Consider the following 12,285-nt stretch of genomic DNA (forward strand, 5'->3'; position numbering starts at 1 on the left):
GCCCCGGGCGGTGTCAACGCCGAGTCGTGAGTACAGCGGTGGCGGCGATGCGCAGGGTGCTGTCGTGGTGGGCAGCCCGAGCGAGGCTTCCGGGTAGTGCCTGCTCGGTGACGAGCCCGGTGAGCACGGTGCCGAGAAACCGCGCGCCTGTTTCTGCGTCGAAGAGCAGGGCGCCCGCGTCGGATTCGTCGGCGGCTTCGGCGTGCAGTGTTGTCACCCATCCCGCGATGCGTCGCAGCGCGAGGCGTTCGAGGGCGAGAGTGGGCGCTGCTTGATCGTCGGTGCGCGTGGGTTCAGAAGCCGCCAGCGCGGAACGCCATCGCTCGCGTGCAGAATCGTCGCCGATCGTGTCGCGGAGTGCGCCGCGCAGCAGGTCGACGAGTCGGTCGACGGCGGGGCGTGTGGTGTCGTGGAGCGCACTCTCGAGTTCCTCGGTGGGCTGGATGGCCGTGATGGCCGCGACGACCGCATCGATGAGGTCTCGTTGCGTCGGAAAGAAGTGGCGCAGTGAGCCGGTGCTCACGCCGGCCCGCTCAGCGACGGCGCGAACGCTGAGGGTTGCGGCGGGGTTGTCGGCGAGCATCGCGGCGGCGGCCGACAGGATGCGGCTGCGCGTGGGGCTCGGGGTCTGGCGGTCGGCCATGGCGCACCCCTCCCTTCTCACTATCACAGTGTGCTAGTCTCGGTGACTACTAGCACACTGTACTACTACGGAAGAGGGTCTGAGCACTCATGGCGGCATCGATGTGGCGACGCGGGGTTCTCGCGCCGCGGGTGAGACCGGGCGACGGCAGTGTGCTGCCGCCGTACCGGTGGTGGCACGCGCCCGTGCGCACGCTGATGATGCTGACGGTGGGCGACGGCGCGGGTGGCTCCGCCTCGTACGCCGTCGATATTCGCACTCTCGGCGACCGCTCTGACGGCGATGTGCGCGCGCGGCTGTACACGAACGGTCGGCAGACCGCGTGGTCGAAGGTGCCCGCGATGTTCAGTGTGCCGGGAGGGGCCATCGACGTGCGAGCAGGCACGTTCGGCGTGAAGCGCTGCCATTTCGTGCCCGACCAGGGCGCCGAGCGGCGGCTAGACCCGCACCCGCGATCAGCACACGGTCGTCGAGCCCGGTTCGATCAACGCCACCCCATCGCGAGTCGAGTGATCGGCGCGGTGAGCGCCGTCATCGTTCTCGGCGCGCTCGCCGTCACCGTGCCGCAGCTTCTCGAGGTCATCAGCGCGGCCCCGTCAATCGCCGACAGTCTCGGAGTGTTCACCTCGCCCATCCGTCTCACGCCCCTGCAGAACGTCGTCGTGACACTGGCGGCTATCGTCGCGAGCTCAGAGCGGGCGCTGCGGTTGCGGGCGTCGTGGGTCGACGAACTGGCGACGTAGCGCGTCGGAGCAACGCCTCTGAGAGCGCCCCGACGCGCTACCGCGAGCTGTTCGCCGTGCGCCCCCGCACGATGCCGATGAATTCATCGACCAGCGGATGTCCTCCGACCGTCGGCCAAACGAGCGAGATGCCCGTCTCGGCCCCGTCGGTCAGCGGGCGCGCGACGACGTCTTTGCGCGAGGTCGCTCGGGCCACTGACTGGGGCATGACGGCGACGCCGACGTTCGCGCCGACGAGTTCCACGGCGTCGGCGGCGTCGCCGCCGATCAGGTCGACGGGCAGCACGACGACATCGTCGAGCGACGCCAAATCGGCGAGGCTCACGCTGTCGAGTCCGGCGACGAGCGAGCCTTTCGGCGCGACGACGACGGGCGCCTCGCGGTAGAGCGCGATCGCGTGCCAGGTCTCGTCCGCGGCGGCATCGCGTAGCAGCGCCATGTGGGCGGTGCCCTCCGTGAGGGCGGCGAGCGCAGCATCCTGATGCATCGGAATCAGGTCGAGACGGCCGCGGGGCCGACGCTCGCGCCAGATGCGCTCCCACTTGCCCGGGGTGACGCCGGGCACGAAGGCGACGCGCAGCAGCTCGGGGTACGGGGCGGGCATGGCCCCAGGCTATCGGCGAGGCTGACGGGTGCCGCCCTGCCGTACGCTCGACACCATGACCGACCCCGAGCGCGAAGACCGCCGCCAGCAGCCGAAACCGAAGAAAGAGCAGCTGCTCAGCCCCGCGACCGCCGCAAAGAAGCTCGGCCTGTTCTTGCCGGCGACGCCCGATGAGTTTCAGGCGACCCCGATCACGCGCACGCAGCTGAACGCCCTCAACGACAGCCCGCCCGAATGGTTGACGACTCTGCGCCGCGAGGGCCCGCACCCGCGCGACGAGGTCTCGCGCCGCCTGGGCGTCTCGAACTCGGCGCTCGCTCGTGCCGGAGTCAGCGACCACATGACGACGGAAGAGATTCGTGCCCTGCTCGCCGACCGGCCCGAGTGGCTTGTCGCCGAGCGCGAGAAGCACGTTCCGGGCTCGGGGCGCATTCCGGGCACGGCTGTCGGCGAGCGGCCCGCGCGGGCCGAGGTCGCCGACGACGACGACGACTGAGCCGCAGGCATGAACCGGCTCTCGACGCGCGGCGTGCCCCGGGTGTTGACTGGCGGGCATGCCCACCGAGTCTGAGGTCGACGCCCTCGCCGCCGCGCGCTCACCCTTCACCGGAGTCGTCAGCATCGACGTCGACGGTGAGCCCGAACTGGTCAAGGCCTACGGCTTCGCGCATCGGGCGCATCAGGTGCCCAACACGCCTGACACGCGCATCGCGATCGCGAGCGGTAGCAAGGTGTTCACGGCGCTCGCGGTTCTGAGCCTCGTGGAGGAGGGGGTGCTCGCCCTCGACACACCCGTGCGCAGCATCCTGAACAGCGACCTGCCTCTCATTGACGACCGCGTGACGATCGAGCACCTGCTCACGCACCACAGCGGCATCGGCGACTACATCGACGAAGACGGCGACTTCGAGGTCGACGACTACGTGCTGTCGGTTCCCGTGCACACGCTCGATCAGACCGAGGCGTTTCTGCCCGTGCTCGACGGCTTCGAGCAGGCGTTCACGCCGGGGGAGGGCTTCGCCTACTGCAACGGCGGCTACATGGTGCTCGCGCTCGTGGCCGAGCGGGCGAGCGGCACCCCGTTCCATGACCTCGTGCAGACCCGAGTGTTCGACAAGGCGGGAATGTCGCGATCGGGCTACCTTCGCTCCGACGACCTGCCGGCGGATGCTGCGCTCGGCTACCTCGACGACGAGGGCAACCGCACCAACGTGCTGCACTTGCCCGTGCGGGGCAACGGCGACGGTGGCGCGTACGCCACCGCGGGCGACCTGACGATCTTCTGGCGGGCGCTGCTCGACGGCCGCATCGTCTCGCACCAGACGGTCGCCGAGATGACTCGGCCGCGCGCCGAGGTGCCCGACGAAGACAAGCGCAGCGGTATGGGCCTGTTTCTGCTGCTCGACCGCGATGCTCTGGTGATCGAGGGCTACGACGCCGGCGCGTCGTTTCGCAGCACCCACGACCCTGAGACGCAGCGCACGGTCTCGATTCTCGGCAACAGTTCTGAGGGTGCGTGGAGCCTCATCTACGGGCTCGGTGTCTAGAGCAGCGCGACCCCGAACAGATCGGCGAAGTAGACGACGGCGAACGCCCCAAAGAACAGGGCGGCGACGACCATGAGCGCGCGCATCACCCACCCGGGCTGAAGCGATCGCGGCAGATGCGTGACGTTGATCGTCAGAGTGAGCACCACGAGCAGCGGGGTGAGCGCTGCCGTGACAATGCCGCCGACCGAGAGAATGGCGACAGGGTCTTCGACGACCAGCAGCACGATGAGAGGGGCGATCGTCACCAAGACCACGACCGAGGCGCGATGCAGAACTGCGCGATGCATCAGAGGGCGCAGGCGGGCTCTCAGGCTCCCGCGGTCAGCGTCGTCTTCGGTGTCACCGGCCGTGAGCACGAGCACCGAGTCGGCGAACGTGCGTGGCCAACCGTCTTGATTCGACAGCACTGTGCCCCACAGCGCGATGATGACAGACACGATGAGTACCCAGAAGCCGATATCGCCCCACACCTGGCCGAGTAGCCGCGCGAGATCTTCGGCGACCGTGATGCCTTCGGGAACGATGCCTTCGGGTTTGAGCAGCTCGGCACCCAGAATCAAGAAGGCGATGATGACGACCCCGCCCGTGGCGACGCCGGCGAGCGCGGTGGCGCTCATCACTCTCACCCAGTGCCGCAGCCGCTCGACGCGTTCGTCACCCTGCAAGCGCTCGTCTGAGCTCGACGCGGTGAGAGTGTTCTGATCGGTGTTCTCGTCGAACACCGTGCCCCCGAATCCGCGCGCAGCGACCCAGTAGGAGTACCAGAGAATGCCGCCAGCGCCGGCCAAGATGAAGCCCACCCACGGCATGATGAAGTACCAGTCAGGGTCAGAGGGCAGCCCGGGTATGAGTCCCGCGCCAAAGGCACTGAGGTCGGGCCCCACAACGAGTGCGGTGATGACCACCGACAGAATGAGCACGATCGACATGGCCGCAGCGATCGACTCGACGGTTCGGTAGCGTCCGAAGAGCACGATCGCGCTCGACACGATGAGAATGATCGAGCCGTACAGTGTGATCGAGCCCGGAAGAGCGATGATGAGCGCGCTGGCGGCGAGAGCGGCGACGCCAGCGATGACGGCCACCCCGGCCACAATTCCCGGAAGAAAGACCGCCCAGATAGCCCATCCGCGCGGGCCCGGTAGTTCGCTGAAGCCCTCGAGAATCGACCGGCCCGTGACGACGGTGTATCGGCCGACCTCACGAATCATGACCCACATCAGGGCGACCACGATGACCGCAACCCACAGAAGTTCGTAGCCGTACTGCGCGCCGATGCGGGGCGTGAACAGTACAGAGCCCGACCCGACCGACGAGATCATCCACAGCAGCCCGGGTGCGAACCACCCCCAGCGTTGACGGCCACGCGGCGCCTCAGGCGTCTCGCCTCGAATCAGTCGGGTCACGGTGCCTCCTCGCCGTGTTCCCCACCACCCTAGAGCGGGCGCCGGCGACCAGCGGTCGATGCCACAGGGCATTCTCAGGTGTCACGATCGAGTCGCTTCATCGGGCGAGTCCGTCGCACAGCACGAGTACTCTCGGTCGCATGCGACACGTCGCCCTGCTGCGCAATGTCAACGTGGGCCAGAAGGGCAACCCCACCACGGCCCAGATTCTCGCGGCCTTCGTCGACGCCGGGCTGACCGACGCGCAGACCTATCAGAGCAACGGCACGGTCGTGTTCTCGGCGGCCGCCGATGCGGCAGAGCCGCTGGCTCAGGATGCCGTCGTCGCGCTCGCGCGCGCCACCGGTCTCGAGCGCGAGGTCTTCACGCGGTCGCTCGAGTCTCTGCAGCCCGTCGTCGAACAGCACGGATACGCCCCCGACGCGCGCCTGCGCGAGCTCACCCTGCACGACGGGCCGGCCTTGCGCTCCGATGACCTCGCAGTGCTCGACGTCGAGCGCCGAGCCCGGTGCACCCTGCTCGACTCGGGCCCTGGCTGGGCCGTGGTTCTCAACCATGTGCCCGACCAGGGCAACGCGACTCCGCTCGTCGAGCGCCTCATCGGCAGCCCAGCGAGCTCTCGGGGCATGCCGACGATCGCGCGCCTGCTCGAGAAGTTCGGCGAATCGACCTAGCCGTTCGGTACGCGAGCGGGCTCGCGTCGAGACCGCGCGCTCATCCACACGAACGCAGCGCCGGGCAGCACAGCGACGAGCCCCAGCAGCCCGAACAGCACGCTCGCCGCGAGACTCTCGCTCGCCGTCGCGCCCGCGAGCGGAAGCAGCGCAGCCGCGGCGCCCTCGCGCAGCCCCCAGCCGCTGATCGTGATGGGTATGAGCATCGTCAGCAAGACGAGGGGCACGAGCGCGACGATCGCCCCGAACGGCAGGCTGAGCCCGATCGCGAGCGCGCTGAAGGCGAAGGCGGTGAGGATGCTCGCGGTGGTTCCGGCGCTGAGCGCCAATTGGGGCAGCCAGAGCCGACGGCCGACGAGGGCGATAGCCGCCGTGCGCGAGAGCTCGGCCACGCGTACCCCGAAGCGCCCCGGCACGAACCGGGCGGCGAGCAGCAGGCCAAGCCCGGCGAGCGAGGCGAGGGTGATCGCGGCGGCGAGGCCGAGCATCCAGCCCGGCCAGTCCAGGCCGCCCGGAATCAGGGCGGTGACGGTGACCGCGATGATCATGGTGGCGAGAACGGCGACCTGCCCGGCGAAGCGCTCGACGATCACGGCCTGCGCCGCGACGGTGAGCCCGGCTTGCTCGCGGCTGCGCACCGCCCGCCCAGCATCGCCGACGACTCCGCCCGGCACGGTCTGGTTGACGAGCTGGGCCAAGTAGTACTCGCGCAGAGCGTGGCCTCGGCCGAGGGTGAGCCCGAGGGCGCCGGCGGTGAGGCGCCAGCGCTCGGCGGCGAGCACGGTGTGCAGGGTCAACGCAGCGAGGGCGGCGAGCATGAACCACGGGTTGGCGCTGAGCAGTACCTGCAGCGCGTCGGCGCCGTCGGCGACCTGCCAGAGCAGCACGAGCAGCACGATCGTGACGAGCGCCTGCAGAAGCCGCACGATGACGGCGCGGCGGCCTACGCCTTGCGACGCCACAGCCACACGATGTCGCGGCCGAACGACCAGCCGAGTGCGCCGAGCACGCCGACCGTGAGAGCGATAGCGAGTGCATGCGGCAGCCCGGGCAGTTGCAGCACGATGAGCGTGATCATCTGGATCACCGCGACCACTTTGCCGCTGTAGCGCGGCGGCAGGGGGTCATAGAGCCACGGCCAGATCGCGCCGGCGATGAAGAACAGGTAGCGCGGCAGGCCGAGCAGCAGCACGATCCACGGTGCGCCGCCAACCACGACAGCGAGGGCGGCGAGCACGAGGGCGAAGACCGAGTCGACCTCCATGTCGAAGCTGCCGCCGAACCGCGACGACAGCCCCTGACGCCGGGCGAGCCACCCGTCGACGCCGTCGAGGCTCAGCGAGATCGTGGCGACCACGATGATCGCGATCGGCGCCGGTGCCAGCCCGACCAGGGGGATGACGAGCGACGACACGAGGGCGAGCCGCAGCAGGGTGACGGCGTTCGCGAGCCCCAGTCGAGCGTGGTCGTGGTGCCGCCGAAGTTTCGCCCCGAAGACGATCGCCCCGACCGTGTAGGCCGCAATGCCCGCGCCGACTGCGAGGGACCCCGCCGTGCTGAACGCCGTGAGACCCAGCACAGCGACAATGGCGAGGCCCACGGGGGCCAGCACCGCGAACCGGTGCACGGGCGCGTCGGTGGCACGCATCGGGTAGATGCGCCGAGCCAGGGGCGCGGGGCTCGCCGAGGTCGCGCTCATGCCCGAACGCTAACACCCGTCACTGCGACGAGACCTGACTCACGAGGCAGTCTGCTCGTCGCGGGCGGGCAGCACCCACCCCGCTCGCGGAAAGTGGCAGGTGTAGCCACCGGGGTTCTTCATGAGGTAGTCCTGGTGCACCTCTTCGGCGTGCCAGAACGCCCCGGCGGGCTCGACGGTCGTCACCGCGTGGCCGGGCCACAGGCCCGAGGCGTCGACATCGGCGATCGTCTCGCGGGCAACGGCCTCCTGCTCGGGCGTGACCGTGAAGATCGCCGAGCGGTAGCTGCTGCCCACGTCGTTGCCCTGCCGGTCGACCGTGGTCGGGTCGTGAATCTGAAAGAAGAACGCCAGCACGTCGCGGTAGGTCGTCACCGCGGGGTCGAAGACGATCTCGACCGCCTCGGCGTGCCCGGGATGGTGGCGGTAGGTGGCGTGCTCGTTGCGTCCGCCCGTGTAGCCCACGCGCGTGCTCAGCACGCCCGGCTGGCGCCGGATCAGGTCTTGCATGCCCCAGAAGCATCCGCCGGCCAGCACCGCGGTCTCAGCGCCGGGCTGCTGCGTGATCGCACCGCTGTCGGTGCTGCGCTTTCCGATCATGATGCGCTGCCCCCGAACAGGCTGCGGAACTCGCCGTAGCCCTCGGCCTCGAGCTCGTCGACGGGGATGAAGCGCAGAGCGGCGGAGTTCATGCAGTAGCGAAGCCCGCCCGCCTCCCGAGGTCCGTCGTCGAAGACGTGGCCCAGATGGCTATCGGCTCCGGATGACCGCACCTCGGTGCGCGACATGAAGAACCCGCGATCGGTCTTGGTCGTGACGGCGCCAGCATCGATGGGCTTCGTGAAGCTCGGCCACCCCGTTCCGCTGTCGTACTTGTCGAGCGACGAGAACAGCGGTTCGCCCGAGACGATGTCGACGTAGATGCCGGCGGCCTTGTGGTCGTGATATTCGTTGCGAAAGGGCGGCTCGGTGCCGTCGTTTTGCGTCACCTTGCGCTGCATCGGGGTGAGGCGGGCGATCGCTTCGGGCGTGGCACGGTACTCGGTGGTCATCTGATCCTCCTCGGGCGACGGCGCTGGTTGCGGCGTCACCGTACAAGAACAGTCTTCCGTGCGAATCGGTTCCCGTGGGGCTGGGAGCCTGCTGAGAGTTCAGTCTGGCGCCCACCCCTCAGGAACCTCGCGCAGGGACCTTCGACTCTGTCAGGCCGCGATGCCGCAGGTCTAGCCTCGCCGCATGACAGTCCGCATGGCAGGTGCAGCGATCGCCCTGGTTGGAGTTCTCGCCCTCGGGGCGTGCGCACCGTCGATCATCGATCCGGTGCCGGCCCCCATCACTGTCGAGTTGTCTGAGCTCGACGGGCAGGCGGTGGAGGTTCCTCTCGACAGCGTGCTCAACATCAACGTCGGCGAGTTCGAGGTCACGAGCGTGATCGCGACGATCGACGACCCGGGCATCGCGGTCTTCGTGCCGGGCGGCGACGACGGCAGCGCGCAGTTCAACCCCGGAGTGCGCCCCGTCTCGGTCGGCCAGACGTCGGTGACATTGACGCACGAGCAGGGCGAGTTCGACCCGGTGGAGTTCGTGCTGAACGTCACCGAGTGACGGTCTAGGGCATCCCGCTCATGGGTGCGCGTCGTCGTCGGCGGGCCTCGCACCGATCGCGCGGCCGAGTTCTACGCTGACGTCGTGGTGCACCCCAACAGTCGCCAGGCTCGAGCGGCCCGCCGCCGTCGCAAGCGCGTGGCCGCGGTCGACAACGACCTGACCTCGGCGGAGTGGGCGCTGCTGCAGCAACTCTGGGGCGGCTGCGCCTACTGCGGCGCAACCGATCGGCCGCTGCAGCGCGATTGCGTGCAGCCGATAGCGCGCGGCGGGCGGTACACGATCGACAACATCGTTCCGGCGTGCGGCTCGTGCAATGCGAGCAAGTCGAACAATGAGGTGACGAGCTGGATGCGCCGCACGCGCCGCGACGAGCGCGCGTTTCTCGAGAGGCTGGTCGTGGTGCGCGCCGCGCTCGAGTCAGCGGTGTCGGAAGGCTGACGGCTCGCGCAGAGTCGGCCCTGTCATGATCGGGGCATGCAACGACAGATCTCGGCCGACCTCGACCTCAGCGCGACCGGCGACGCCCGGGTGGTGCTGTCGATCGCGGCGCACTCGTCGGTCGAGACCCACGATGAGACCCTGAGCGTGACGCTCGATGGCGACGAGTTGCCCGTCACCGAGATCGTGGATGGGCACGGCGCTCGGCTGCATCTCGTCGACGTGACCGAGGGCGACGTGCAGGTGAGCTATCGCGCGAACGTCGAGGGCACCGCTGCGCCGCTGACCGCGACCCCGCTCGAGCAGATCGTCTTCTTGCGCCCCAGCCGCTACGCCGAGTCAGACTCACTCGCCCCCACCGCCGCGCGCGAATTCGCCGGGCTCGAGGCCACCGAACTGCTCTTCGGAGTGAGTTCATGGGTGGGGCAGCACCTGCAGTACGTGCCGGGGTCGAGTCTGCCTACCGACGGCGCCGTGCGCACGCTGCTCGCGCGCCAGGGCGTGTGCCGCGATTACGCGCACCTCGTCGTCGGCCTGCTGCGCTCGATGAACGTGCCAGCCCGCCTCGTCTCGGTCTACGCGCCGGGCCTCGACCCGATGGACTTTCACGCCGTGGCCGAAGCCGCGATCGAGGGGGAGTGGCGAGTCGTTGATGCGACGGCGCTCGCGCCGCGCTCGTCGCTCGTGCGCATCGCCTCGGGTCGCGACGCCTCAGACACCGCATTTCTCACCGTGCACGGCGCGGGCGTGACGCTGCGCGACCTCGAGGTGTCGGCCGTCGTCGACGAGCTGCCGGCCGACGACCTGACGCAGCTCGTCTCGCTCGGCTGAGTCAACCGGCGCCTAGCGCACAGGAATGACCTCGGGCCGGTCGAACCACGCGCGGTCGGCGCTCAGAACAGGCAGTTCGAGGCGGGCGGCCAGGGCAAGGCAGAATCGGTCGGCGATCGAGAGCGGTGACCCGGGCATCCACAGGGCGGCCGCGGCCTCAGCATCGTCGACCGCGACGGGCGCGATCTGAAGCGGGTAGCTGAGCAGCAGCGCCCTCGCCGCTTGCCAGGCGTCGGCGCGTCGAACCTTCTGAGCCACCTCTGACCAGTTCACTGCCGACATCACTGCGCCCTCGGTCAATGCGGTGCGAACTTTCTCGGCGCCCGGCTCATCGAGCAGGTAGGCCAGTACCGCAGACGAGTCGACGACGATCACGCGGTGACCGACGGCGGCGTGTCGTCGCGCGCGGCTTCTCGACGTCGATCGCTGAGCAGGTCGCCGAGCAGATCGTGGCCGGCCAGGCGGGCGCGCACCAGTCGCTCAACGGTCGCCTGATCGGCGAACAGCACACCGAGTTCGGTGTCGAGAGCGACGAGAGCGGAGCCCTCGACCCACTGATGGCGCGCGCGGATGCTCGCGGGAACGACGATGCGACCCTTGTTTCCCACCTGCACCATCGTTGTGTCACTCACTGATGCAGAGTACCACCCGGTCAGTGCTGGCGCAGAAGGTCGATAAGTTCTGACTTGCGCAGTCGGCTGTAGCCCTCAAGGCCGAGCTCTTTCGCTCGATCGCGCAGCTCTGCCACGGTGCGCTCGTCATAGTCTTCGGCGGAGCCGCCGCGCTGGCCGACGGACGAACGGCCGTCTCGAGCGGCGGCGTTCGAGATGCGCGCGGCCTTCTCTTCCGATGCTCCTTCGCTGCGTAGTTTCTCGTACAGCTCGGGGTCTTTCAGGCTGGGGTTGTCTCGGTCTTCAGGCATGAGACCTTCTCCTTCTCGTGTGACGCAATCGCGGCGAAACTCGACGGTAGGCGCGACCGCACCACGATCGCCAGGGGTTGATCGAGCACGAAAGGGCCGCTACGTGGTCACCCTGTATTTCGCGTGCTCCCCGCAGCCATAGGCTCACCGCATGGCCCGCATCATCGCCCCGCTGATCGCCCTCGTGCTGGGGCTGTGCGTGCTCGCCGGAGCGGCGGGCGCAGCAGTCGCACCGTTCGCGATTCAGTTGGCGCAGTTCGTCACTGACAGCACAGAGCCCCTCATCGACATCCCCGTCGAGCGGGCAGATGGCCCCCAGGGGCCGACCGAGTTCGACGAAGACTTCGGCGAGGTGCAGGTCTTCGACGTGCTCGCCGACGGCACGCTCGAGCCGGCCGCGACCGGGGTGGCCGCTGAGGTCTGGCACCAGTTTGTGCGCATGGTGGGGGCCGACGTGGCGGGCGAGGTGATCATCCAGTACCGGGCAGGCGACGCACCCCGCAGCGACACGCTCGCCTACGTCTACCAAGACCTCAACCCGCAGTACTGGACTCTCGCCGTCAACCTCGCGACCGCCGACGACCCGCAACTGATGGTCGCCACCCTCATTCACGAGTACGCCCACGTGTTCAGCTTCGACGACGACGATTTCGACCGGAAGGCCACCTCGTGCGCCACCCTCGATCTGTTCGAGGGATGCGCGGCGCCCGACAGCTACCTGTACGCGTTCTACGACACGTTCTGGAGCGGCTACACCGATGCCGTCGACGTCGAGAACCTCGACGCCGATGCCGCGTGGAAGTTCTACCTCGCCCACGAAGACGACTTCGTGAGCGACTACGCGGCGACGAACCTGGGCGAAGACTTCGCCGAATCGTTCATGACGTTCGTGATCGAAGACTCGTTCGACGGCCCCGGGGTCGCGGCCCAGAAGCTGAGGTTCTTCACGCAGTACCCAGAGCTCGTCGAGCTGCGCGAGCACATTCGCGACGAGTTCGGCGTCGAGCTCGGGTTGCGGTGAGCGAGAACTATGCGCACGCTGATGATGGGCTGAGTGCGGGTGCGACGGCTCCCGAATACATGTAACGTGTTGCACGTATCGCACCCTGGGAGGCGTCGAACCCGCTGTGGACCATAGTTCCGCACCACCGAGCACCACCACCATCG

Annotated in this window: 18 protein-coding genes; 8 read left to right on the forward strand and 10 right to left on the reverse strand. The window is 68.6% G+C overall.

Annotated elements, in window-relative coordinates:
• Positions 1 to 13: 13 nt before the first annotated feature.
• On the reverse strand, positions 14 to 643 hold the full coding sequence (locus tag KL788_RS00125) for a TetR/AcrR family transcriptional regulator (RefSeq protein WP_293167378.1): 630 nt from the start codon (positions 641 to 643) through the stop codon (positions 14 to 16).
• Positions 644 to 732: 89 nt separating this feature from the next.
• On the opposite strand from KL788_RS00125, the gene KL788_RS00130 reads away from it, so the two are divergent.
• The gene (locus KL788_RS00130) at positions 733 to 1,386 is read left to right on the forward strand and encodes a hypothetical protein (protein WP_293167380.1); all 654 of its coding nucleotides are present in this window, start codon (positions 733 to 735) and stop codon (positions 1,384 to 1,386) included.
• Between the two features lie 37 nt (positions 1,387 to 1,423).
• Here the strand turns inward: KL788_RS00130 and KL788_RS00135 are convergent, their stop codons facing one another.
• Complete coding sequence (locus tag KL788_RS00135) at positions 1,424 to 1,990, reverse strand: LysR substrate-binding domain-containing protein (protein WP_293167382.1); 567 nt, start codon at positions 1,988 to 1,990, stop codon at positions 1,424 to 1,426.
• A gap of 55 nt (positions 1,991 to 2,045) precedes the next feature.
• Here KL788_RS00135 and KL788_RS00140 point away from each other — a divergent pair, with 55 nt between their 5' ends.
• Positions 2,046 to 2,486: a DUF5997 family protein gene (locus tag KL788_RS00140; protein ID WP_293167384.1), complete on the forward strand. Its 441-nt coding sequence runs from the start codon at positions 2,046 to 2,048 to the stop codon at positions 2,484 to 2,486.
• Positions 2,487 to 2,544: 58 nt separating this feature from the next.
• Entirely contained in the window at positions 2,545 to 3,537 is a 993-nt protein-coding gene (locus KL788_RS00145) for a serine hydrolase domain-containing protein (RefSeq protein ID WP_293167386.1), read from the forward strand.
• On the opposite strand, the gene KL788_RS00150 is transcribed toward KL788_RS00145, so the two are convergent.
• Positions 3,534 to 4,946 carry an Nramp family divalent metal transporter gene (locus KL788_RS00150; protein ID WP_293167388.1) on the reverse strand — a complete coding sequence of 471 codons (1,413 nt, stop codon included), beginning with the start codon at positions 4,944 to 4,946 and terminating at the stop codon, positions 3,534 to 3,536. The two genes, KL788_RS00145 and KL788_RS00150, sit on opposite strands and share 4 nt — an antisense overlap.
• A 140-nt stretch (positions 4,947 to 5,086) precedes the next feature.
• Here KL788_RS00150 and KL788_RS00155 point away from each other — a divergent pair, with 140 nt between their 5' ends.
• Positions 5,087 to 5,620, forward strand: a complete 534-nt coding sequence (locus tag KL788_RS00155; RefSeq protein ID WP_293167390.1) for a DUF1697 domain-containing protein — start codon at positions 5,087 to 5,089, stop codon at positions 5,618 to 5,620.
• Here the strand turns inward: KL788_RS00155 and KL788_RS00160 are convergent.
• From KL788_RS00160 to msrB, 4 genes are read right to left on the reverse strand one after another with little or no spacing between them, the layout of a single operon-like run.
• A complete protein-coding gene (locus tag KL788_RS00160) occupies positions 5,617 to 6,582 on the reverse strand; it encodes a lysylphosphatidylglycerol synthase transmembrane domain-containing protein (protein WP_293167392.1) in 966 nt (321 codons plus the stop codon). The genes KL788_RS00155 and KL788_RS00160 overlap by 4 nt on opposite strands.
• Positions 6,564 to 7,319, reverse strand: coding sequence for a CDP-alcohol phosphatidyltransferase family protein (locus tag KL788_RS00165; protein ID WP_293167394.1), 756 nt, complete (start codon positions 7,317 to 7,319; stop codon positions 6,564 to 6,566). Before KL788_RS00165 ends, KL788_RS00160 begins: the two co-directional genes overlap by 19 nt.
• A 39-nt stretch (positions 7,320 to 7,358) precedes the next feature.
• Entirely contained in the window at positions 7,359 to 7,919 is a 561-nt protein-coding gene (gene msrA / locus KL788_RS00170; protein WP_293167396.1) for a peptide-methionine (S)-S-oxide reductase MsrA, read from the reverse strand.
• Positions 7,916 to 8,371 (reverse strand): peptide-methionine (R)-S-oxide reductase MsrB, encoded by a 456-nt coding sequence (gene msrB, locus KL788_RS00175; protein WP_293167398.1) that lies wholly within the window; start codon positions 8,369 to 8,371, stop codon positions 7,916 to 7,918. Before msrB ends, msrA begins: the two co-directional genes overlap by 4 nt.
• A 184-nt stretch (positions 8,372 to 8,555) precedes the next feature.
• On the opposite strand from msrB, the gene KL788_RS00180 reads away from it, so the two are divergent.
• The 3 genes from KL788_RS00180 to KL788_RS00190 all read left to right on the forward strand — a co-directional run bounded on the left by KL788_RS00180 (position 8,556) and on the right by KL788_RS00190 (position 10,196).
• Positions 8,556 to 8,924 (forward strand): hypothetical protein, encoded by a 369-nt coding sequence (locus KL788_RS00180; protein ID WP_293167400.1) that lies wholly within the window; start codon positions 8,556 to 8,558, stop codon positions 8,922 to 8,924.
• An 84-nt stretch (positions 8,925 to 9,008) separates the two neighbouring features.
• A complete protein-coding gene (locus KL788_RS00185; protein WP_293167402.1) occupies positions 9,009 to 9,365 on the forward strand; it encodes an HNH endonuclease in 357 nt (118 codons plus the stop codon).
• Positions 9,366 to 9,401: 36 nt separating this feature from the next.
• Positions 9,402 to 10,196, forward strand: coding sequence for a transglutaminase-like domain-containing protein (locus tag KL788_RS00190; RefSeq protein ID WP_293167404.1), 795 nt, complete (start codon positions 9,402 to 9,404; stop codon positions 10,194 to 10,196).
• Between the two features lie 12 nt (positions 10,197 to 10,208).
• Here the strand turns inward: KL788_RS00190 and KL788_RS00195 are convergent, their stop codons facing one another.
• Genes KL788_RS00195 through KL788_RS00205 form a run of 3 tightly spaced genes read right to left on the reverse strand, consistent with a single transcriptional unit; the run spans position 10,209 to position 11,118 of the window.
• Positions 10,209 to 10,571, reverse strand: coding sequence for a PIN domain-containing protein (locus KL788_RS00195; protein ID WP_293167406.1), 363 nt, complete (start codon positions 10,569 to 10,571; stop codon positions 10,209 to 10,211).
• Complete coding sequence (locus KL788_RS00200) at positions 10,568 to 10,828, reverse strand: AbrB/MazE/SpoVT family DNA-binding domain-containing protein (protein ID WP_293167408.1); 261 nt, start codon at positions 10,826 to 10,828, stop codon at positions 10,568 to 10,570. Before KL788_RS00200 ends, KL788_RS00195 begins: the two co-directional genes overlap by 4 nt.
• Positions 10,829 to 10,848: 20 nt before the next feature.
• Positions 10,849 to 11,118, reverse strand: a complete 270-nt coding sequence (locus tag KL788_RS00205; protein ID WP_293167410.1) for a Rho termination factor N-terminal domain-containing protein — start codon at positions 11,116 to 11,118, stop codon at positions 10,849 to 10,851.
• Between the two features lie 151 nt (positions 11,119 to 11,269).
• Here KL788_RS00205 and KL788_RS00210 point away from each other — a divergent pair, with 151 nt between their 5' ends.
• Positions 11,270 to 12,139 (forward strand): NADH:ubiquinone oxidoreductase subunit 4 (chain M), encoded by an 870-nt coding sequence (locus KL788_RS00210; protein WP_293167412.1) that lies wholly within the window; start codon positions 11,270 to 11,272, stop codon positions 12,137 to 12,139.
• Positions 12,140 to 12,285 lie beyond the last annotated feature (146 nt).

The sequence above is a fragment of the Microcella sp. genome (assembly GCF_019739195.1).
Classification (GTDB): Bacteria; Actinomycetota; Actinomycetes; order Actinomycetales; family Microbacteriaceae; genus Microcella.